The 20950-nt window shown below is 63.4% G+C and carries 25 protein-coding genes; 10 read left to right on the forward strand and 15 right to left on the reverse strand.

The features are described from left to right. Positions 1 to 16: 16 nt before the first annotated feature. From ABHM97_RS12135 to ABHM97_RS12145, 3 genes are all read right to left on the reverse strand, one after another. The gene (locus tag ABHM97_RS12135) at positions 17 to 1660 is read right to left on the reverse strand and encodes an MFS transporter (RefSeq protein WP_349470858.1); all 1644 of its coding nucleotides are present in this window, start codon (positions 1658 to 1660) and stop codon (positions 17 to 19) included. A gap of 401 nt (positions 1661 to 2061) precedes the next feature. Beyond that, entirely contained in the window at positions 2062 to 2508 is a 447-nt protein-coding gene (locus ABHM97_RS12140) for a flagellar basal body L-ring protein FlgH (RefSeq protein ID WP_349470859.1), read from the reverse strand. After that, positions 2505 to 3326: a putative protein N(5)-glutamine methyltransferase gene (locus ABHM97_RS12145; RefSeq protein ID WP_349470860.1), complete on the reverse strand. Its 822-nt coding sequence runs from the start codon at positions 3324 to 3326 to the stop codon at positions 2505 to 2507. The genes ABHM97_RS12140 and ABHM97_RS12145 overlap by 4 nt, the downstream gene beginning before the upstream one ends. 237 nt (positions 3327 to 3563) lie before the next feature. Here ABHM97_RS12145 and ABHM97_RS12150 point away from each other — a divergent pair, with 237 nt between their 5' ends. After that, positions 3564 to 3764, forward strand: coding sequence for a hypothetical protein (locus tag ABHM97_RS12150; protein WP_211710949.1), 201 nt, complete (start codon positions 3564 to 3566; stop codon positions 3762 to 3764). Positions 3765 to 3798: 34 nt separating this feature from the next. Then, positions 3799 to 4059, forward strand: coding sequence for a hypothetical protein (locus ABHM97_RS12155; protein WP_211710948.1), 261 nt, complete (start codon positions 3799 to 3801; stop codon positions 4057 to 4059). Positions 4060 to 4098: 39 nt separating this feature from the next. On the opposite strand, the gene ABHM97_RS12160 is transcribed toward ABHM97_RS12155, so the two are convergent. Continuing rightward, the gene (locus ABHM97_RS12160) at positions 4099 to 6615 is read right to left on the reverse strand and encodes an ATP-dependent DNA ligase (protein WP_349470861.1); all 2517 of its coding nucleotides are present in this window, start codon (positions 6613 to 6615) and stop codon (positions 4099 to 4101) included. A 38-nt stretch (positions 6616 to 6653) separates the two neighbouring features. Between ABHM97_RS12160 and ku the strand changes: the two genes are divergently transcribed. Further along, complete coding sequence (ku, locus tag ABHM97_RS12165; RefSeq protein ID WP_235520257.1) at positions 6654 to 7520, forward strand: non-homologous end joining protein Ku; 867 nt, start codon at positions 6654 to 6656, stop codon at positions 7518 to 7520. A 74-nt stretch (positions 7521 to 7594) separates the two neighbouring features. On the opposite strand, the gene ABHM97_RS12170 is transcribed toward ku, so the two are convergent. The 3 genes from ABHM97_RS12170 to ABHM97_RS12180 form a co-directional block, all read right to left on the reverse strand. Then, the gene (locus tag ABHM97_RS12170) at positions 7595 to 7861 is read right to left on the reverse strand and encodes a DUF7218 family protein (protein ID WP_349470862.1); all 267 of its coding nucleotides are present in this window, start codon (positions 7859 to 7861) and stop codon (positions 7595 to 7597) included. Positions 7862 to 7936: 75 nt separating this feature from the next. Beyond that, on the reverse strand, positions 7937 to 8449 hold the full coding sequence (locus tag ABHM97_RS12175) for a DUF6328 family protein (protein ID WP_235520255.1): 513 nt from the start codon (positions 8447 to 8449) through the stop codon (positions 7937 to 7939). Between the two features lie 100 nt (positions 8450 to 8549). Continuing rightward, positions 8550 to 8720 (reverse strand): hypothetical protein, encoded by a 171-nt coding sequence (locus ABHM97_RS12180; RefSeq protein ID WP_235520254.1) that lies wholly within the window; start codon positions 8718 to 8720, stop codon positions 8550 to 8552. Between the two features lie 296 nt (positions 8721 to 9016). Here ABHM97_RS12180 and ABHM97_RS12185 point away from each other — a divergent pair, with 296 nt between their 5' ends. The 4 genes from ABHM97_RS12185 (at position 9017) to ABHM97_RS12200 (ending at position 11754) form a co-directional block, all read left to right on the forward strand. After that, positions 9017 to 9496 (forward strand): Dps family protein, encoded by a 480-nt coding sequence (locus ABHM97_RS12185; protein ID WP_257370225.1) that lies wholly within the window; start codon positions 9017 to 9019, stop codon positions 9494 to 9496. Between the two features lie 41 nt (positions 9497 to 9537). After that, positions 9538 to 10494, forward strand: coding sequence for a DNA topoisomerase IB (locus ABHM97_RS12190; protein ID WP_349470863.1), 957 nt, complete (start codon positions 9538 to 9540; stop codon positions 10492 to 10494). A gap of 110 nt (positions 10495 to 10604) precedes the next feature. Beyond that, complete coding sequence (locus ABHM97_RS12195) at positions 10605 to 11162, forward strand: hypothetical protein (protein ID WP_235520251.1); 558 nt, start codon at positions 10605 to 10607, stop codon at positions 11160 to 11162. Positions 11163 to 11166: 4 nt separating this feature from the next. Further along, complete coding sequence (locus ABHM97_RS12200) at positions 11167 to 11754, forward strand: TetR/AcrR family transcriptional regulator (RefSeq protein WP_349470864.1); 588 nt, start codon at positions 11167 to 11169, stop codon at positions 11752 to 11754. Between the two features lie 84 nt (positions 11755 to 11838). Here the strand turns inward: ABHM97_RS12200 and ABHM97_RS12205 are convergent, their stop codons facing one another. From ABHM97_RS12205 to ABHM97_RS12230, 6 genes are all read right to left on the reverse strand, one after another. Then, positions 11839 to 12114 (reverse strand): HPr family phosphocarrier protein, encoded by a 276-nt coding sequence (locus ABHM97_RS12205; RefSeq protein WP_257370221.1) that lies wholly within the window; start codon positions 12112 to 12114, stop codon positions 11839 to 11841. A gap of 37 nt (positions 12115 to 12151) precedes the next feature. Then, entirely contained in the window at positions 12152 to 14227 is a 2076-nt protein-coding gene (locus ABHM97_RS12210; protein ID WP_349470865.1) for a PTS fructose transporter subunit IIABC, read from the reverse strand. Positions 14228 to 14229: 2 nt separating this feature from the next. Further along, positions 14230 to 15216: a 1-phosphofructokinase family hexose kinase gene (locus tag ABHM97_RS12215; protein WP_235520247.1), complete on the reverse strand. Its 987-nt coding sequence runs from the start codon at positions 15214 to 15216 to the stop codon at positions 14230 to 14232. Continuing rightward, entirely contained in the window at positions 15213 to 16004 is a 792-nt protein-coding gene (locus ABHM97_RS12220) for a DeoR/GlpR family DNA-binding transcription regulator (RefSeq protein WP_235520246.1), read from the reverse strand. Before ABHM97_RS12220 ends, ABHM97_RS12215 begins: the two co-directional genes overlap by 4 nt. Before the next feature lie 462 nt (positions 16005 to 16466). Then, positions 16467 to 16670, reverse strand: coding sequence for a hypothetical protein (locus tag ABHM97_RS12225; RefSeq protein ID WP_349470866.1), 204 nt, complete (start codon positions 16668 to 16670; stop codon positions 16467 to 16469). Between the two features lie 75 nt (positions 16671 to 16745). Then, entirely contained in the window at positions 16746 to 17177 is a 432-nt protein-coding gene (locus ABHM97_RS12230; protein ID WP_235520245.1) for a hypothetical protein, read from the reverse strand. A gap of 177 nt (positions 17178 to 17354) precedes the next feature. Here ABHM97_RS12230 and ABHM97_RS12235 point away from each other — a divergent pair, with 177 nt between their 5' ends. From ABHM97_RS12235 to ABHM97_RS12245, 3 genes are all read left to right on the forward strand, one after another. Next, positions 17355 to 18128, forward strand: a complete 774-nt coding sequence (locus ABHM97_RS12235) for a GAF and ANTAR domain-containing protein (RefSeq protein ID WP_349470867.1) — start codon at positions 17355 to 17357, stop codon at positions 18126 to 18128. Between the two features lie 216 nt (positions 18129 to 18344). Next, complete coding sequence (locus ABHM97_RS12240) at positions 18345 to 18803, forward strand: hypothetical protein (RefSeq protein WP_349470868.1); 459 nt, start codon at positions 18345 to 18347, stop codon at positions 18801 to 18803. Between the two features lie 39 nt (positions 18804 to 18842). After that, on the forward strand, positions 18843 to 19982 hold the full coding sequence (locus tag ABHM97_RS12245) for a glutamate--cysteine ligase 2 (RefSeq protein ID WP_235520242.1): 1140 nt from the start codon (positions 18843 to 18845) through the stop codon (positions 19980 to 19982). Positions 19983 to 20072: 90 nt separating this feature from the next. Here ABHM97_RS12245 and ABHM97_RS12250 read toward each other — a convergent pair whose 3' ends face one another. Beyond that, entirely contained in the window at positions 20073 to 20474 is a 402-nt protein-coding gene (locus tag ABHM97_RS12250; protein WP_235520241.1) for a VOC family protein, read from the reverse strand. A gap of 19 nt (positions 20475 to 20493) precedes the next feature. Further along, positions 20494 to 20934 (reverse strand): helix-turn-helix transcriptional regulator, encoded by a 441-nt coding sequence (locus ABHM97_RS12255; protein WP_235520240.1) that lies wholly within the window; start codon positions 20932 to 20934, stop codon positions 20494 to 20496. Positions 20935 to 20950: the final 16 nt, after the last annotated feature.

Here is a 20950-nt window from a genome sequence, read left to right on the forward strand (position 1 = left end):
TGCAGGCAAAGAGTTCCTAAGCGGGGGTCAGGTCCTTGTTGCCTTTGCCGAACACTGCGTCATCAATGGGCTGGCCGTCGAACGGCATCTCGTCCAGGTTGATGAGCGGGTTGGTGTCCTGCGTTGCGACGAGCTCGCGCGCTTCAGCCTGGGTGTCCACGCTGGGCATGGAACCCGGCAGCGGCCGCTGGGCGGATTCACGCAGGAAGAAGATGGCAATCGCACCGACGATGGACGTGGCCATCAGGTAGTACGCCGGCATCATGTCATCACCGGTGCCCTCAATGAGGCCCTGCACGATGAACGGCGTGGTTCCGCCGAAGATGGCCACCGAGAAGTTGTAGGCGATACCCATTCCGCCATAGCGGCTGGATGTCGGGAACAGTGCTGGAAGGGCCGAAGCCAGGTTGGCGATGTAGAACGTCACCGGGAACGCGATCATCGCAAGGCCGGCCAGCGTGGACCAGATCTCGCCGATACCGATCAGGAGGAAGGCGGGGATGGCGAAGACGATGGTGCTGCCTGCGCCTATCCACAGGACGGGGCGGCGGCCGATGCGGTCCGAGAGCTTACCGGTCAGCGGGATGCACACGGCCATGATCACCAGGACCGGGATGGTCAGCAGTGTGCCATGGACGGGGTCGTAACCCTTGGAATCCGTGAGGTATGTAGGCATGTAAGACGTCAGGGCGTAGCCGACGGTGTTGGCTGCGGCCGCGAGGATCATGGCCAGGATGATCTGGCGCCAGTAAGCCTTGATGATGCCAACGGGACCCTTGGCAACAGCTGCGTCCTGCGAGGCTGCGTTCTTGGCCGTGGCCTCCTGGGCGTCCAGTGTTGCCTGGAACTGGGGGGATTCTTCGATCTTGCTGCGGAAGTACACGGCGATCAGGCCCAGCGGCCCGGCGATCAGGAACGGAATCCGCCAACCCCACTCCTCCATGGCAGCCTGTCCGAGCGTAAGCTGCAGGATGGAAACCAGGGCGGCGCCGAGGGCGAAGCCAATGTAGCTGCCCATATCCAAGAAGCTGGCGAAGTAGCCACGGCGCTTGTCCGGCGCATACTCGCTGACGAAGGTAGTGGCACCGGCGTACTCGCCACCGGTGGAGAAGCCCTGAATCAGCTTCAGGATCACCAGCAACGCGGCGGCCCAGATGCCGATCTGCGCGTAACCGGGAAGGAGGCCGACGGCGAACGTGCTTGCCGCCATGATCATCAGTGTTGCTGCAAGTACCTTCTGGCGGCCCACCTTGTCGCCGAGCCAACCGAACACGACGCCGCCGAGGGGGCGCGCGATGAAGGTTGCGGCGAAGGTGCCCAGCAGGAAGAGTGTCTGGACGGACTTGTCCGCTTCAGGGAGGAACACAGGTCCCATGGTGGTGATGAGGTAGCCGAAAACGCCAACGTCGTACCATTCCATGGTGTTGCCGACGATGGTGCCGCCGAGAGCTTTCCTCAGCATGGGCTTGTCCACCACGTTGACGTCGGACTCTTTGAGCCGGCGCTTCGGGCGAAGCTTTGTCTTCTTCGCCGCGTTCTTTACTGCGTTCATTGCGTTTGCTGCGTTTGCGGCGGCCGGGTTGCGGCCTGCCGATACCTGCTGTCCGGTGGCGTTCCTTGCGCCATCCGGAGAGACGGTGTTGCTTTGGTCTGTGGGCATTTGGGCTTCTCCTAGGGAGGTCATTTGCTTGCGACTTCTGCTGCCCCGCTCTGGGCAGGCCTTCAATTTTACGCGGTTTTGGCCCAAAACCCGAGTTGAGATCCGATTTTTGGGCCGTCTGGGGGTGCAAATTGCCTAGTTGTGTTGCATCTCATTGCCCGCTCTTGCCCCGCAAACACGCGGATTTCGGCCCGGTTTTGCCCACAAAGCACGTTGTTACCAAATTGTTTAGCCAACCCCATCAAAAGGGGCGGAAACGGAGTCAAAAACTGACGGATTGCTAGGTCATCGTGGTGCTCATCGCGTGGCGGAACGGTGCGTCCAAGCGTGGTCGGTAGAAGGTGCCGGTACGGAAGCACGATCCGACCTGGCAAGTTCCGATCTTCCGATCATCTGATCGTTCAGACTTCCGCGCAGGCACCTCTGGATACGGAGGGGTGCCCGAAGAGGACGAAGTGGGTTCCATCCTTTTCTTTCACTGCTACATAGCTGGGCTGGTAGAGCTGAACTGCGGAATCGCAAATTGCTATGGCAGTCTTCGCTGCCTCACTGTCCGCTGCTCCGCGTGGGTCGATGAGTGTGGTGTCGATGCTGAGCCTGCCTGGTTCCGTCTCGGTCACGGCGGTGACGCTCCCTGCCCAGGCCGCAGAGGCGTTTGCCGTCTTGAAGTCCGCAGTCTTGTCGACCTCGCCAGATGCGGTCGGGACAGCCTCAGGCGCTGCTGCCGGCTGACTGGCCTCCGTCGTTGTTACAGGCCCGCTGGGCGCGGATCCGACTTGGGTCGCGGCTGGTGAACATCCCGCGAGCAAAAGCCCGACAATGGCGAGGGGGATGAGTTTCTTGTTCATTGTTGTCCAATGTCCGAAGGCGCGAGGTGAAGTGAACCCAGCACCAGGGTTGCCCCGAGCGCCTCATCCGAAAGCACTGTTGCGTCGAGCCCCGCACCCGCCATGATCGCTGCCGTTTCGGGTGCCTGTGCCGTGGATGTCTCTATGAGCAGGGCACCACGCGGCGCCAGCCACTCAAGTGCCCCCGACGCGACCCGACGCTGCACCGCTAAACCGTCAGCGCCGCCGTCGAGCGCTACCATCGGCTCGTGGAGCCGGGCCTCCGGCGGCATCATCCCGATGGACCCGGTGGGCACGTAGGGTGCGTTGGCCAGGAGCACATTGACTCGGCCCCGGAGCCTGCGGGGGAGTGCCTGGTAGAGGTCACCTTGGTGGACGTGGCCGCCGCGGGGTTCCACATTGCGCCGGGCACACTGGACCGCGGCCGGATCGATGTCGGCAGCGTGCAGCTCGAGCCCACCCACCAGTTCAGATAAAGCTGCGCCTATCGCGCCGGAGCCACAGCAGAGGTCGACGACGGCGGCGCGGCGCCCCTCGGTTGACGGCCGGACGATGGCCGCTGCCTGCCGGACCAGGAACTCCGTTCGACGCCGCGGAACGAATACGCCGGGTCCCACAGCCATCCGCTGCCCGCAGAAATCGACCCACCCCACGATGTGTTCGAGCGGGAGTCCACGGACCCTGTGATCAATCATTCGGGCCAGCTCGTCCGGAGTCCGGGCCGCGCTGATCAGGAGCTGGGCTTCGTCTTCGGCGAAGACACAGCCCGCAGCCCGCAAGGTGGTGACGATCGAAGCGATGCTGGTCACGGGAGCCATGCTAGCCGAGGGGTTCACAAACACGGAGGAACTTGGTTAGGGTATGACGCATGGGAACACTGATTTTTGAGTAGACCGGCCAGTGCCCGTCATGGTGCACCTGCTGCGTTTCAGAAGACAAAAATCCACGCCTGTTGAGGCTTGCCTCCATGCCGTTCCCGTTGTCGACGCCCTTTTCTTGAACCGCAACGCACGGGATACGTGTCTCTTCAGGACTCACACACTTTAGGAGTCCATATGACCGCCAACCCTTCCGACAACAAAAACCAAGCCGCTTCTGGCGGTATCAAATCCAAGCTCACGGACGCCCAGCGGGCGATGCTCGCCAGCAAGTCCGGTGGCGGAGCGCCAGCAGGATGGCAGAGCACCGGCAAAGGCCACAAGCCCACGTCTGCCAGCGGCAAGCAAGCCAAGACCGAGAAGAAGGTCCGCTGGTGAATCCAACGGACAGGCACACTGAAAGGGAAGAACCATGACTGCGAAGCATTCTGCAGAAAACATCAATCCTGAGGTTGCAAGCCACTTGGTGGAGTCCATGGACATGGCTCCGATGCCCGAGCCCGCTGCCATTGCTTTGGCACTCGGCACGGATCAAAGCCAGCAGTGGCCGGACGGCAACGGCAAACGCCGCCACCCGAAGGACCGCGACCAGGCCCACGGTCGTATGGGCCAGGGGGCCGCAGTGACTGCGGTCCACCGGACCAGCCGTCCGCAGATGCCCCACTCCTCCTAGCCGCAAATACTCCGACGCGGAAGCCAGCCCAACTGCCATTCAGTTGGGCTGGCTCACGTCCGAGGGGGACTTGTCCGGGCGCCAACCACGCCACACCGGATGGCGCAGCCGGCCAGGGCCGGTCCAGTTGCCGAAAGTTACTTCAGCCACCAGGTCCGGGCGCACCCAGTGGGCGCCGGCCGCGTCCTCACGAGGGATGTCCGCGAACGGGGATTCGCTGGTGCCCCGTGATTCCAGTTGCCCGATGATGTCCCGCAGTTGCCAGTCCTTGAACCCGGTCCCCACCCTGCCCACATAGTGCAGTTGGTCCCCGTCGGGGATGCCCAGGAGCAGCGCCCCGAAGGTTCCGCTCCGCGCGCCGGCCCCTGGCCGCCAACCGCCCACCACAACCTCCTGGCTTTGCTCCAGTTTGAGCTTGAGCCAGGCCCTGCTGCGGCGTCCCACGGCGTATCGGCTGTCCGCTTTCTTGGCCATGACCCCTTCAAGGCCCAACTCGGCGGCGCTGGACATGAGGTCTTCGACATCGTGGTCCAGGACGGCCGACAGATGCAGCGGACATCCCGCCTTCAGGCGGCCCGCAAACGCCGACAGCCTTTCGCGGCGCTCAACGTAAGGCAGTCCGCTGAGGTCCGTGCCGTCGTCGTATATCAGGTCGAAAAGCATGAGCTGCACCGGAACGGAAGCCCGGGCGCGTTCGATGTCGGCAGCCTTGACCAGGTTCATCCGGAGTTGCAGCCGCCCGAAGTCAGGCCTTGAGCCCTTGCCGAGTGCCACGATTTCCCCGTCTGCAACAAAGTCGCCTTCCGGCCAGCAGGAGCGGTCGGTGAGCTCCGGATAAGTGGCCGTGAGGTCGTTGCCGTTGCGGCTCATGAGCCGGATCTTGCCCTCGGTTCCGGTGATGACGGCCCGGATGCCATCCCATTTGAGCTCGTACAGCCAGTCATTTCCGCTAAGGTCCGCCGTGGTCCCGGACGTGGCCAGCATGGGGGCGTAATCGCGGAGGGGCTGCTTGGCCGGGGGAGCGGCGGCCTTCGGGTCCTTCACCGGCGGAGTTCGGCGCGCTCCCGGCTGCTCCTTCATCAGGTGGATCAGCCAACGGTCGCCCGTGTTGATCAACGCGAAACGCTTGGTGCCGCCCAGTCCACCGCCCGGTTGTCCGGTCAGGGTGGCAATGACTTCCTTGCCGTCGCGCCATTTCTCGCAGGTGTACTCGCCGCGGTCCCAAATGGTCATGGTTCCCGCCCCGTACTCGCCCTTCGGAATGATCCCGGCGAACGTTGCGTACTCCATGGGGTGGTCTTCGGTATGGACGGCCAGATTGTTCCGCTCGGGTGTTTCCGGAACACCACGGGGCAATGCCCAGGATGCCAGGACACCGTTGTGCTCCAAACGCAGGTCCAGGTGGTAGCGCCTGGCGTGATGCTCCTGGATGACGAAGATGCCGCCGGGCGGCAGAGGGTCGCCCGGTTTTGGCTGCTCGGAGGACGTCGCGCTGGGCGCCGTCGCGGCAGCGGCCGACGACGACGGAAACGGCTCCGGGGTTTTGTCCGGATCGCGCATCCCGACATATTTGGCGAGACGGCTCTCCACCGTCACCACCCGGCCGCCCGAACCACCCGAAGCAGCCTCGCCGTCGTCGGTGTCTTCGCCGTGCGGCGGCAGGTGCCGGTCGGAGATGGGGGCGAAATGGTCCTTGCCGGTCCGGACCCGGTCCATCACAGCGGTGTAGTCCAGATGGTCGAGCGTGGGGGAATTAAGCTCCCGCCAGGTTCGGGGCGCAGCAACCGTGGGGTGGGCCTTGCCGCGCAGGGAGTAGGGCACGATGGTGGTCTTGTTGCCGCTGTTCTGGCTCCAATCCACCAGGACCTTGCCTGCGCGCAGGGACTTCTTCATGTCGCTCACCACGAGCTCAGGATGGTCGGACTCCAAGGCACGGGCAAGCTCATGGGCGAAGGCCGCCACCTGCTCCGATTTAAGGGTCCCGTCCAAACCTGTATAGAGGTGGATGCCCTTGCTGCCACTGGTGACGGGAACGGGGTCCATGCCCATGTCCTGGAGGATGGAACGGGCCAACCTGGCCACCTCGACGCATTCAGGCAGTCCCGCACCCGGACCGGGATCGAGGTCCAGCACAAAGCGGTCGGGGCGGAGCGGGTTGCCTGCGGCGTCAACCTGCCATTGTGGAACGTGGATCTCCAGTGAGGCGATCTGGGCCATCCACGTGAGCGTGGCCAGGTTGTTCACCATGGGGTAGTCGTTGGTGTGGTCCGAATGGTGGATGGTGGCGCGCGGGATCCATTTGGGTGCGGAGTCCTCCAGGTTCTTCTGGAAGAACACCTGTCCCGGATGCTCGGCGGTGCCCACTCCGTTGACCCAGCGTTTACGGGTGACGGGCCTGTTGGCCGCCGCGGGGATGAGGAACGGCGCTACGGCAGCGTAGTACTCCAGCACCTCGGCCTTGGTGGTGCCGGTTTCGGGGTAGATGATTTTGCCCAGGTTGGTGAGGGTGAGCTCGTGGCCCTCCACCACGACACGCTCCTTCTGCTTGCCTGCCACCTCTTCTCCTCTGCGTGCTTGTGCTGTTGACTGGGTTCATGAGGGCCATATGGAAGGGATCTATCGCGTTCGGTCTGGTCAACGTACCAGTGAAGCTCTACAGTGCCACGGAGGATCACGATATAAGCCTTCACCAAGTCCACAATAAGGACGGCGGCCGCATCAGGTACCAGCGCAAATGCGAAGTCTGCGGCGAAGTGGTGGCGTACGAGGACATCGACAAGGCCTACGAAGAGGAAGGCCAGACCGTAGTCCTGACAGCGGCCGAGTTGAAGTCCCTCCCGGAAGAGAGCAGCCGGGAAATCGAGGTGGTGGAGTTCATCCCTGCCGAGCAACTGGACCCCATCATGTACGAGCGCAGCTATTTCCTTGAACCTGACTCCAAGTCGCCCAAGGCCTACATGCTGCTCCGCCAGACCCTGGAAGACACGGACAGGATCGCCATAGTCCAGTACGCCCTGCGCCAAAAAACCCGTTTGGGGGCGCTGCGGGTGCGCGGGGACGTGCTCCTGCTGCAGGCGTTGTTGTGGGGGGACGAGGTCCGGGAAGCGAAGTTCCCGTCCCTGGAGACCGACGTCAAGATTTCGGACAAGGAGCTCGAAATGTCCTCGGCCCTGGTGGACTCCATGGCGCACGATTTCGATCCCGACGAATACACCGACGACTACCAGGCGCAGCTGAAGACGTTGATCGAGGCCAAGCTGGAGAAGGGCGAGGCGCTGGACACGGAGGCCACCTTCGGCGTCGTGGAAGGCGAAGGCGAAGGCGGCGACGTCATCGACCTCATGGAAGCGCTCAAGCGCAGCCTCGACAAGAAACGCGGCAAGGAAAAAGCGTCCGACGACGACGCTGCCGCCAGCAAGACTGCCAGCAAGCCAAAGGCGCGGGCCAAGAAAAAGGCGTGATCCGGCGTCGTCATTCAGCACAAAAGCGGTGGCTGCCTATCCAGGCCGCCACCGCTTTTTGTTTGCGTCTTTGACTAGTGGTTCCGCAACATGGAGATCAGTTCGGCCTTCTTCTTTCCGGAATAGCCGGTAATGCCCAGTTCCTTGGCGCGGGCTTTCAATTTGTCCACGGTCCAGTCGTCATAGTCGCCGGACTTCCCACCTTTACGGCCCACGGCCTTGCGCCCCTTCGCAGCAGCGGCGTTTGAGATGCGGGCGGCCTTTTCCTGGGATGCGCCATCATCGCGAAGTTCTTCATACAGTTCGGGATCTTTGATGCTGGGATTCTTCTTTTCCGGCATGGTTCGTTTCCTTTCCCTGGTTAGGCGCTTGTCTTGTAGTGGGGTTCGGCAACGGGCTTGCCGCGTTCGCTGGGTTCAGCCTTCATGTGAAGTGCCGTTGGTTGTCCCGGCCTGTTGTTGCAGCCACAGCGGCATGCCCACCACAAAAACCAGCAGGACCAGGATGATGCCGCCGCCGGCCACCAACCCCGCAGTCCTGCCGGCTGTCACGTCGAAGACCAGGGAGGCGGAGCCGGTAATCAGAAGGGCAACTCCTGCCAGGGCAAATTTGGTGATGACGTCAGCGCTGGAGACAAGGGTGGCTTTGAGCCCCCGCCGGAACAGCCGGCGGTGCACGCTCACCGGGACGACGATGAGCACAGTCGTCAAAGCTGCGGTCATGACGTTGAAGAGGTAAAGGTTCTGCTGCCAGTCGTCCAGTTCACTGAACCGGGCCTGGAAAGGGAGTGTCAGCAGGAAGCCCCCCAGGATCTGGACTCCCGTTTGGAGTACGCGCAGCTCCTGGATCAATTCCATCCAGTTCCGGTCCATCCGCTCTTCGGTGGACTCGTTACGTCCTACCCGCGGAATGTGATCCGGTTCCGTCATTGATGCACCTCGCAACTCTTGCTGGCCAATAGAAGCGACCGAGGACTGCTCCGACGCGCAGTGCCGCGCAGCGGGGCAGTCCTCGGCGGGGATCCTGGCTTCAGACCGTATGACCCCGGCGCCCTGACATGAAGCTCAGGAGCCAGCCAATGGCCGCCACTACGAGGAGGACGATTCCCACCCACAGCAGCCAGCTAAGGGCCTGGGAGAAGCCGCCCACAAGGAGAAGGACAATTGCCACTACACCAGCAATGATCAGAAGCGTATTCATGGTCAGCACATTCCTTTCTGGGGGAATCACCGGATTCCCAACTATGCATTCCGGTTTACTTCGATTTAGTTATGCCGGTACTTAGGGGCGTTCCGCCGCCCTCAAGTGCCTTTCCGCTATCCCGAACAGGTCTTCACCGTAGGATGAAGTTCGCCAGTTGTGAACAGCAACACTCTTCATTGTACTACTAAGCAACCTTATGAAAGGCTTGTTGAAGTCGTCACTTGATGATTGGGCAGTGCCGCGATAAACAGGTGGCACGTATTGGCTCGGATGAACGTCCACGAGAGGAACACATGAAAGCGTCACAGCAGCTTGCAGACAACCTTCAGATCGTCCTGACAGACCTTATCGAGCTGCAGCTCCAGGGCAAGCAAGCCCACTGGAACATTGTGGGGCCCAACTTCCGGGACCTTCACCTCCAGCTGGATGAGCTGGTGGTGGCAACGCGCGAATTCGCCGACGACACCGCTGAGCGGATGAGGGCCCTTCACGCACTCCCCGATGGCCGCAGCGCCACCGTCGCCAAAGGCACGCGGCTTGAGGAATTCCCCGCCGGCCTGGTCAACACCAAGAACGCCGTCAAGCTGGTGACCGACCGCGTGGAGCGCGCAGTCCAGACCATGCGCGACGTCCATGATGAAGTGGATGAGGAAGATCCCACGACGGCGGACCTCCTGCACGCATTCATCTCCAGGCTCGAGCAGCTGGTGTGGATGATCAACGCCGAAATCATGAACGCAGGCGCATCTGTCACGGACCCGGACGAGGCCTAGCAAGCGCTCGGACCTGGCTGATCGCGGACAGGCAGCCCGGCGTGCCACGGCTTAAGCGAAGCGACCTTTCCAAGCCCGGCATCGTCCGCCGCAAGGTGGGCAAGGGCTTTAGCTACCGCCACCCGGACGGGAGCCTGGTCAGCAAGGAGGATCGCCAGCGCATCAACGCGCTGGCGATCCCGCCTGCCTGGACTGAGGTGTGGATCTGTCCCTTCGAAAACGGACACATCCAAGCCACCGGCGTGGACGCGGCCGGTCGCAGCCAATACATGTACCACCCCCGCTGGCGTGAACGTAAGGACACCGAGAAGTTCCAGCGCGCGGCGGAGTTGGGCTCCGTGTTCCCTGCAGTGCGTCGGGCCGTCACGCTGCACCTCAAGGACACGTCCTCGCCCAAGCAGCAGACCATCGCAGCTGCGGTGCGGCTGATGGACCTCGGCGCTTTGCGTGTTGGCTCCGAAAGCTACATGCGCCAGAACGGTTCGTATGGGCTCACCACTCTCCGCTGCCGGCATGCCCGGGTCAAGGGCGATGTTGTGGCGCTGAAGTTCCCCGGCAAGAGTGGGCAGCTGTGGGACACCTCCATTAATGACCCCGCCCTGGCCGCGTTCCTGGAGCCTCTGTCCCGACGACCGGGCAAAGAGCGCTTGCTTTCGTACAAGGTGGATGGTTCCTGGGTCTCCTTGGATGCCTCCATGATCAATGAGTACCTTCGCACCATTGCCGGGGCGGCTTACACGTCCAAGGATTTCCGGACTTGGAAGGGTACTGCGGCTGCTGCCCTCAGCCTGTTGAGCTCCGATGGCACCATGACGCGCCCCCAGGCGCTGGTCAAAGCCATGAAGGATGCGGCGGCCCTCCTTGGCAACACTCCAACAGTGGCGCGTACATCGTATGTTGACCCTCGGATCGTGGAGGCTTACTTGTCCGGGGAGCTGCAGGAAGTCAAAGCCACGGAACCTTCCATTGCTGCATTCCTGATCGAAAAACAGAGCTAGCGCCGCCGGGGCGGGTGGCCCCCGTTTCATCGTCGCATTTTATGAGTACACTCGTACTAATAAAACGCGGGGTCCGGTGCTCTTTGGAGTGCGGCGTTGAGGAGCGGTGAATGATTCTGGTTGCAATCGTGGTCTGCGAAGTGGCTTTCTGGGTGGCGATTCTCGCCGGCCTTACAGCGCGGTATGTGCTGCAGCGCCGCCGCCTGGGCGGAGCCCTCTTGCTCATGGCTCCTTTGATCGATGCTGTTCTGCTGGCCCTGGTGGCCGTCGATCTGCTGGGCGGGGCAACGGCCTCCTGGCACCACGGGCTGGCGGCAATCTACATTGGCGTCTCCATCGCCTACGGCAAACGCATGGTGGCGTGGGCCGACGCGCACTTCCAGCACCGGTTCGCGGGCGGGCCCGCTCCGGAACGCCTCAGCGGGGCCGCCTACACGGTCAAGTGCTGGCGCGACGTACTCCTCACCGCGTTGGCGATGACCATCGCCGCTGCGACGTTGGGGGCGATCATCGTCCTGGTGAACGATGCCGATCGAACCGCCGCCCTCTCTGAATTCTTTCGCATCCTGGGCATCATCTTCGCCATCGACTTCCTCTGGGCTGTGAGCTACACGATCTGGCCCAAGAAGCCCGCCAGGGCATTGCCGGCCGCTACTGCCTCGCGCTGAGACCATGCCGCGGAGAATAGACACAGAGGCACGTACCGCCGCGATTGCGGAAGCTTCCCTTCGAGTCCTCGAGCGTGATGGACTGGCCGGCCTGTCCGTGCGCGGGGTCGCGGCAGAAGCCGGCATCGCCGCTGCCTCGCTGCGGCGGGCCTTTGCCACGCAACATGCCCTTCGGGAGTATTGCCTGCAACTCATCGAGGACCGGGTCACGGCCAGGGTGGCCGCGCTTGAGCTCACCGGGCGGGCCCTGGTTGATGGTTTGCTGATGCAATTGCTCCCCCTGGACAAGGAGCGACGCCTGGAACTGGTGGCGCAAGTACAGCTTGGCGTCCTTTCCCTCACTGACAGCGGACTGCGACCTGCGGCGGTCCGGCTTAGCGAGGCAGTTGATCGCGCATGCCATGCCGCCCTGCAGATCCTGGCGGAAGCAGGGCAGCTCCACCGGGACCGCGACCCGGAGTATGAAGCACAACGGCTGCGCGCGCTGCTGGACGGAATTGCGATGAACGGACTATGGAGCGGGGAGTTGCCGGCGGAAAGTCCCATGCTCAGCATGCTGGCGCGTCACCTCGACACGCTCGCCAAGCCATAGCGGGACGTGAAAAGAGCCTGGTGCCGCCCTCTTCCGGGGTGGCACCAGGCTCTTCTTCGGTATTGGGGAGCTTGCGCGTCCCTGCTACGCGTCGTGGTCCGTTTCGAGGATCTTGACCAGGCTGTCCAGGGCCGCGTCAGCGCCCTCGCCCTCGGCGCGCAGGACCACCACGTCGCCGTGGGCGGCACCCAGGCTCATCAGGGACAGGATGCTGGCCGCATCCATGGCGTCGTCAGCCGGATCGCCCTGGCGGGCAATCGTGACATCGAGGTCAAGGTCGCCGGCGGCCTCCGCGAAGATGGCTGCCGGGCGGGCGTGGAGGCCGACGCGGCTTGCGATGGTGGCTGTACGTTCAGGCATTGGTGCTCCTTTAGGTGTGGGTGGCTTTGTGGGAAGTCTAGACGCTGGCGGTGGCGGTAGCGGGGACTGGCTCTGCTTCAACCGGCTTCCGAACGGCCCAACGCTTGAGGGCAATGACCAACAGTGCCGTGATGACTACGCCGACTGCGATCGAGAGGAAGAACAACACGAAGTTGTCGATCGCGAAGAAGACGAAGAGGCCGCCGTGGGGAGCCTTGGACGTGACTCCAAAGGCCATGGACAGGGCGCCGGTTACAGCACCGCCCACCATGCTGGCCGGGATGACCCGCAGGGGATCTGCGGCTGCGAAGGGAATGGCACCTTCGGAGATGAACGAGGCACCCAGAAGCCAGGCTGCCTTGCCGTTTTCACGCTCGGCCAGGGAGAAGAGCTTCTTGTCCAAAACGGTGGCCAGGGCCATTGCCAGCGGGGGAACCATGCCTGCAGCCATGACTGCGGCCATGATCTGCCAAGGAGCCTGGTTGGTAACACTCGCGGCACCGAGGCCCGCAACGGCGAAGGCGTAAGCAACCTTGTTGACGGGACCGCCCAGGTCGAAGCACATCATGAGGCCCAGGATGATGCCCAGGACGACTGCGCCGGCGCCGGTCAGGCTGGAGAGCCCGGTGTTCAGGGCGTTGGTGAGGGCAACAATGGGAGCGCCCAGGATCAGGAACATCAAGCCGGACGCCACCAGGGACGCGATCAGCGGGATGATGACCACTGGCATCAGGCCGCGAAGCCAGCGCGGGACATCCAGCTTGCCGATTTGGTAGGCAACGTACCCCGCGAGGAGGCCGCCGACGATACCGCCAAGGAAGCCTGCGCCCATGAACCCGGACACGGCACCGGCCACGAAACCGGGGGCGATGCCGGGACGGTCAGCGATGGCGTAGGCGATGTAGCCGGCCAGCGCGGGAACCAGGAACCCGAGGGACAGGGCGCCGATCTTGAACAGCACCGCTCCGATGTAGGCACCCAGCGGACCCCAGGCATTGTCCGGGAATTCGGTGGGCAGGTTGAAGATGCTGTTTTCGACAACGATCTTGTCCGCAAAGCTGGTGATGAGATAGCCGCCCATGAGGAACCCAAGGGCAATAAGAAGGCCACCACCGGCAACGAACGGGATCATGTAGCTGACGCCAGTGAGGAGTGCGCGCTTCAGCTTCTGGCCGATGTGCTCGCCCTTCTCCTCCTCGGCACGCTCAGCCTGCTCTTCGGCACCGAAGTGCGGAACGCGGCGTGCATGCGGGTCTTCCGCAGCGGCGAGGGCTTCCTGGACCATCTTGGTGGGTTCGTCGATGCCCCGCTTGACTGGAGCATTGATGACGGGCTTACCGGCGAAGCGCTCCTTGCCACGAACATCGACATCGACGGCGAAGATGACCGCGTCAGCTGCAGCGATCACAGCCGGGTCCAGCGGCTTGGCGCCGGAGGAACCCTGGGTTTCGACCTGCAGGTCAACGCCCATTTCCTTGGCTGCGGCCACGAGTGAGTCGGCAGCCATGTACGTGTGCGCAATGCCGGTTGGGCACGCGGTCACGGCCACGATCCGCTTGGGTGCCGGCGTGTTCGAGGCTTCGCCGGCGATGGGGGTCGTGCCCGCTTCGCGATGCCCAACCACTCCGCGACCCCCATCCCCGGCTTCGCTCGTCTTTGGAGCGTCACCAATGGCGCCGTCCACCAGGTCCACGATTTCCTGTTCGGACGAAGCCGCGCGCAGCGCTGCCGTGAAGTCCTTCTTGATGAGTGAGCGGGCCAACTTGGAGAGCAGCTTCAGGTGTTCCTGGTCCGCTCCGTCCGGTGCCGCGATGAAGAAGATCAGGTCCGCCGGACCGTCCTTGGCGCCAAAGTCCACCTTGTGGGACAGGCGCGCCATGGCCAGGGCAGGCTCCGTGACCGCGGCTGAACGGCAGTGCGGGATGGCGATCCCGCCGGGGACGCCGGTGGCGGTCTTCTGCTCGCGGGCAAAGGCATCCGTGAAGAGCCCTTCAACCTCGGAAGCACGGCCGGCCGCGGCGACTTTGCCGGCCAGGACGCGGATGACGTCGGCGGGGGAGTCGCCCAGGTTCTGGTCAAGGGTGACCAATTGGGGTGTGATCAGCTGGGTCACTGTTAGTCCTTCTGGAGGGCCGTGATGGTTACGGCGTCGGGGGTTGTCTGGTGGACTGCCGGGACAGTGGAGCCCGGCAGCGAAGCAGCAGCGGCACCATGTGCCACGGCTTGACGAAGGCAGTCCTGAGCGGAACCACCCTGGGTTGCGGCCAACAGGTAGCCGGCCAAGGATGAATCCCCTGCGCCCACTGTGCTGACGGCCTTGATGGGCGGATGCGTGGCGAACCATGCTCCGTCCGTGGTCACCAGGACTGCGCCCTTGGACCCGAGTGTTGCGAGAACGGCGCCTACACCGCTGGCGACGACGGCGGCAGCAGCTTGGGCGGCTTTGGCCGGGTCTGCTTCCAGTTGCTCAGCTGTATAGACGTTGGTGAAACCTGCGGCGGCTGCAAGCTCGGCGAGCTCTTCCGCGTTCGGCTTGAGGAGGTCCGGCTTTCCTGCGGCATCGCCCACCAGGGCTGCCGCAAGCGGCGCCCCGGAGGAGTCGATGGCGATGCCCGGGGCCGCCGTTCCATCTGCGTTCGACCGGAGCCGACGCGCGATTGTGGCGTAGAAATCCGCAGGCACCCCTGGTGGGAGCGAGCCCGCGAGAACCACCCAGCTGGCGCCACGGGAGCGGTCCAGCAGCAGCCCGATCAGGGCTTCCTGCTGTTCACCGCTCAGCTCCGGGCCGGGTTCGTTGATCTTGGTGGTGATGCCATCCGGTTCGGTGAGCGTGACATTGCTGCGCAGCGCCTGGCCGATGGGGAGCGCCGCAAACGGCACGCCGCCGTCGTGCAGTCCGGAAAGGACGGGGTCCGAGTCGGCGCCCGGAAGGACGGCCAACGTTTCGAGGCCGGAGGCTACAAGGGCCCGGGAGACATTGACGCCCTTGCCGCCGGATTCCTGGTGGACGGCCACGGCGCGCTGGACTTCCCCGCGGGCCAGGGCGCCGGGGAGTTCCACCGTCCTGTCCAGGCTGGGGTTTGCTGTCAGTGTGACGATCATGCGATCACCACGTCGACGCCGGCATCGGCCAGGGCGGCCGCGAGTTCCGCGGACGGTTCGTTGTCTGTTATCAACGTGTCAACATCCTTCAACGTGGCGAACTGGACCAGCGTTTCAGCGTCCAGTTTGGAAGAATCGGCCAGGGCAACAACTCGCCGGGCAGACTTGACGAAGGCGGCCTTGACCGCTGCTTCCTCGGGGTCGGGTGTGCTCAGGCCGAAATCGGCGTGGATCCCGTTGGTCCCGACAAAAGCGATGTCCGGACGGAGCCGGTACGCGGCCTCAACGGTGGATTGCCCGACCGCCGCCTGGGTCAGGCCGCGGACACGGCCGCCCAGGATCTGGAGCGCAATTCCGGGAGTGGAAGAGAGCTTGCCGGCGATGGGGATGGCATGCGTGATGACGACGAGTTCGTCGCTTCCGTGGGCAGCCGGCGTCCGCTGGGCGAGCAAGTCCGCGAGGGTTTCCGTGGTTGATCCGGCGTCGAGGAGGATGCTGCCGCTGGTGAGTTCCGGAATCAGTGCGAGTGCTGCGTTGGCGATTCGTAGTTTTTGGGACTGGCGCTGAACTGCACGCTCAAGGATGCTCTCTTCCCTGGTGCTCAGCCGGTCCGAAGGAACCGCGCCGCCATGCACCCGCCGCAGGTTTCCGGAAACTTCGAGGGCTGCGAGGTCGCGGCGAATGGTCTCAGTGGTGATGCTGAAACGGTCGGCGAGGTCAGTGACGCTCACCCGTCCGCGCTCGACGACGAGGGCGGAGATCAGTTGTTGGCGCTCTTCTGCGAACACTTACCCTCCATTGCGGTAAAGCCAGGAATTCAGTTCAGCCACGTCCGTGACTGCTGTCACAACGATGTGGAATTGATTGACTCTATCTTTGTTTATGTGGGTACGTCAAGAGAAAACCAACATAAACAAAGATCTGCTCGCGGCGGCGCCTGAAGGCGCCTGGACACGCTAAAGGGCATGCCGCACTCCCTGTAGCGCGGCATGCCCTACTTCGGATCCTGACTGGGGGATTTGCCAGGATCCGGTCCATGGGGTGGAGGTGCCAACGGACCGCTTAGGGTCGGGGCTCGCCTCCCGGTGCAGGCGTCGGCGGTACGGCCGGCCCGGGCGTAGGTTCCGGAACCGGCGGTGGCCCGGGCTCGGGAAGGGGAACGGGCTCGGGGGTCGGACGCGGTTCGCGGTTGGGATCCGTACCGGGACTGCGGGTGGGATCAGGATGCGGAGTGCCCTGCGGATCCATGGTCACACGCTCTTGTGGTGGGCGGCATACCGGGGCCGAAGGGCTGGAGGAACATGGGTGGGGTAGCTGCCCGAATCCCACCCGGATCCCGGATAATCGATGGGCAGGTTGTCCGGATCCGGCGGATCAGGAAGCTTCCGCTTCCTGCTTTGGCTGCTCTTCCCGGCGGTCACTGCGGACTCTCTTCCCTGTGGTTCTGCGTGCATGGTGTTCCTTCCGGTCGCCAGAGGGCTATGTCGCTCCGGGGCTGTGTTGTGGGGGCCGAAGCCAAATGGTCGGGTTCAGTCCGGAATCTCCATGCGGAAGCCGCAGTGACATCCGAGAATCCGGGTGTTGATCAACACCTCGTACATCCGTAGCTGTCCCTTGGGCTTCAACACCAGGGGAGTCTGTATCCTGCGCAATTCGCAGCTCTTGGTCTTCATGGGTTCGCCGCAGTGAAGATACTGGCCGCCGAACTGCAGCACACCCTGGGTGATGCCTGGTCGGTTGAGCACCGCAGCCACTTTCTGGACTGAGGCAGTCTGCGTGTAGGAATATCTGCAACTGCAGCATTCGTAGGCGACATCGACCATGTTGGGGGCCGGTGGGTAGTGGGACTGGATGGAATTGACCAGGAGATTCCTGTCCGTGTTGCAGCGCTTGCACCACAGTGGTTCATCAGGAGGTTGGTGGGCTTCGTCCGGGACTCGGGACGCTGGCTGGGCCGGCATGGGTCTGTACCTTTGCATCAAAAAATGCGGGACGCCCGTCTGCATGAGCTGGAAAGCCTTCATCCCTCAATGGGGACGTAGCAGAATTGTGCACATAGGTGCACCGCATATGCAAGGATTCTGTTGTCATTCATTAAGGGGTGGCGGTGCAGTACCACCCCGACCCTAAACTAAGGCATGGACGAAATGAACGTAGATCTGGCGCGGCTGGAATCCGACCCGGCGCCCGACGAAGTTTCGGTCCCCGAGCAATTGCAGGACCTCGTGATCGACAGCGAGGACGTGGGCGGATTCCTTAATGAACTCGCGGCGTTCTCGGCGTCCGCGGTCTCCCAAGCTGTGGGAGTCGATGTCCTCTGCGGCATCACCTTGAGTCGTCGTCGACGCACCGCCACCGTGGCCGGCAGTACCCACGAGGCGCGCCTGATTGACGAAGTCCAGCAGGCCTATGGCGACGGCCCCTGCCTGGAAGCCATGCGGAGCCACAAGACAGTGCACGTTCCCGACACATCCACCGAAGAGCGGTGGTCCGAGTACTGCACGGTCATCGCCGAGCGCGGCCACCTTTCAGCCCTTTGCGTGCCGCTCGAACTGGACGAGGGCGCTACCGCGGCACTGAACTTCTTCGCCCCGCAGGCACACGTCTACGATGACGCCACCATCCGCAGTTGCGAGCTCTACGCAAGCCAGGCCGAACGGTCGCTCAGGCTTGCCGTACGGATCGGCGCCAAGCAGCAGCATGCCGAGGACCTCCAGGAAGCAATGCACTCACGTACCGTGATCGACCTCGCCTGTGGCGTCATCATGGGCCAGAACCGCTGCTCGCAGGACGAGGCATTCCAAATCCTCAAGAAGGCATCCAGCACCCGGAACCAGAAGCTCCGGGACGTCGCGGAGTCCTTGGTAAAGTCCGTGGCGAACCAAGCGCCCGTGGCCCACTTCGAGCCCTAAGCGCAGGCTGGCAGCCGGTCCTGGGGCTTCCCATCCCTTGTGACCCCCGCCACTGGTGAACTACATTCATACATGGGTTAAGCAGATAGCCCTTGGAGCCTCATGCCGATCGCCATCAAGGATGGTCCAAGAACTGCACTGAAGCCGTGGCCTCTATCGGCCGGCTCACCGCGTGCATGCATGCAGGCTCCTTGAAGGAGCAAAAGGAGAATGGCAATGACGCTTGGATCCCCGATTCCCGCCCCGAAACCGCTCACGGTGCCGGTGCCCTCAGTCGCTGACACCGACGCGCGCCCATGGTGCACTGTCTGCGAGACGGATTCGTACGTTTTCGTCGAAACGGTCGTGGAGTCTGCCCCCAACCAGTCCCAGTTGGTGGACGTCAGCTACACATGCAGCGAGTGCGATACCTTCTACGCCCACACCGTCCGCCTGGACGCGCTGGTGCCGGAGATCCAAAGGGAATTCCTGTCAACGTCCGCCGCTGGGCTCTGGTTCAGCTGCACCCACTGCGGCGAGCCCATGACGTTGGGACGCCCCACGGAGCGCGTCATTGAGGCACCCCGGACCACGGACGGTCCCGGGACCCCCAACCTTCTTGAGGTGTACCTGCAGACCCAGGTGCTCCACTGCCGGTGCGGATTCCAGATGGAGGTTCCGCGGCACGTCGGCTGACTGCCGTTCCTGAATAACTCGTCGTGGGGAGGGGTGGCCATGCGCACCTTTGGTGTCGAGGAAGAGTTGCTGATTGCCGACCCTTCGGATGGGACGCCCTTGGCTTTGGCCGCCGGGATCCTGGATGTGGCAGGCACTCCGGCTGAGGAGGCCGACGATGACGCACCATCCTTGAAGTCGGAATTCAAGCAGGAACAGATTGAAGTCAATTCGCTCCCTTGCCGGACAGCGTCCGAACTCCGGGCAGAAATCCGCGCGGGCCGGGCCCTCGCGGATAAGGCCGCGAGAGCTGTCGGGGCCAGGGTGGCAGCACTGGCAACGCCGCCGGTCTTCCATGCGACGCCCACCGGTGGCAACCAGCGGTACGCAGCCATGGGCAACGAGTTCGGCCTCATTTCGCGCGAACAGCTGACCTGCGGTTTCCATGTCCATGTTTCCATCGAGTCGCCGGAGGAGGGCGTAGCTGTCCTGGACCGGACGCGGCACTGGCTTCCCGTGCTTCTGGCTTTGAGCGCAAACTCGCCGTTCTGGATGGGCGCCGACACCGGGTTCGCCAGCTATCGAACCCAGATCTGGAACCGTTGGCCTACGGCGGGTCCCATGGATGTCTTCGGATCCGCCGAGGGCTACCAGGCCATGGCCTCAAGCCTCCTCGCCACAGGTGTACCCCTTGATGAGGGCATGATCTATTTTGATGCGCGTCTTTCCAAGGGGCATCCCACCGTTGAGTTCCGGGTTGCCGATGTTTGCCTTTACGCCGAGGATGCGTTGACCATTGCGCTGATCGCGCGGGCCCTGGTGGAGACCTCGGTGGGCGAGTGGCGCGAGGGGGTCCCGCCGTCGGACGTTTCCACCCCGGTCCTGCGGATGGCCAACTGGAAAGCCAGCCGCTTCGGCGTTGACCAGCAGTTGCTGCACCCGCTGGAACAGACGCCCTATCCCGTGGCCGACGTCGTGGCTGCCCTCCTACGGCACGTCCGCCGGGCCTTGGTGGAGGCCGGGGACCTGACCGCTGCACGCGCGGGGGTGGCAAACATCCTCCGCCGGGGAACGGGCGAACGGTTGCAGCGCGAGGCCTACCGTCGTCGGCACCGCTTGTCCGACGTCGTTTCCGCCGCCATCGCCTCCACTCATCAGGACGGCGATTTGTCGGACGCCAAGTACCTGCTTGGCCGCTGACAGCGACGCGGCACGCAGCAGGAGAAGTACGACGGCGAATGGTCACCATGGGTGCCCAAGGTGACCTCCCGCCGTCGTACTCCAGGGGCCTTAGCCCTGGTTGATGCGGATCATGTTGCCCGAAGGGTCGCGGAAAGCGCAGTCACGCGGACCCCACGGCTGGACGATCGGCTCCTGCAGGACCTCGGCACCGGTGGCGCGGAGCTTTTCGAAAGTTTCATCGAGGTCGTCGGTGCTGAACACGAGCATGGGCATGACGCCCTTGGTGAGCAGTTCCTGGATGGCGTCGCCGTCTGCCTGGGAGCGGCCGGCATGCGGTGGGGACAGGACGAGTTCAAGATCCGGCTGGGCATCGCTGCCGAGCGTGACCCAGCGTTGGCCGTCCGAGCCGACATCGTTACGGACCTGCAAGCCCAGGCCATCACGATAGAAGGCCAGGGATTCATCGACATCGTTGACAGTGACGTGTGCGTACTTCAGTGAAATGTTCATACCGCCCACGCTATTTCAGCTACGTGGCGGGCGCTTCTTCGATCCTGCTCAGGTTGTTGCCACCCTTGCGGTCGGGGCGGGTGTGCTGCTTGGCGATGCACGTGGGCATGGCTTTCACGGCGTGGTGTTCGCGGGAGCGGTACTCGCTGGGAGTTATGCCCACGATCTCGGTGAATCGGGAGCTGAACGAACCCAACGATGTACAGCCAACCTCCATGCAGGCATCCGTGACGCTGGTTCCTGACCGAAGCAATGCCATGGCCCGTTCGATCCGCCTGGTCATGAGGTAGTTGTAGGGCGATTCGCCGTACGCAGCCTTGAATTGCCGGGAGAAATGCGCCGGGGACATGAGCGCGCCGGCGGCCATGGTGGGAACGTCCAGCGGGCGGGCGTACTCACGGTCAATGAAGTCGCGCGCTCGCCGCAGATGGGCCAGGTTGGCCAGTTCCTGCGGAGTCATGCGGCAAGTCTACTAG

The sequence above is a fragment of the Paenarthrobacter sp. CAP02 genome, from assembly GCF_040137855.1.
Classification (GTDB): Bacteria; Actinomycetota; Actinomycetes; order Actinomycetales; family Micrococcaceae; genus Arthrobacter.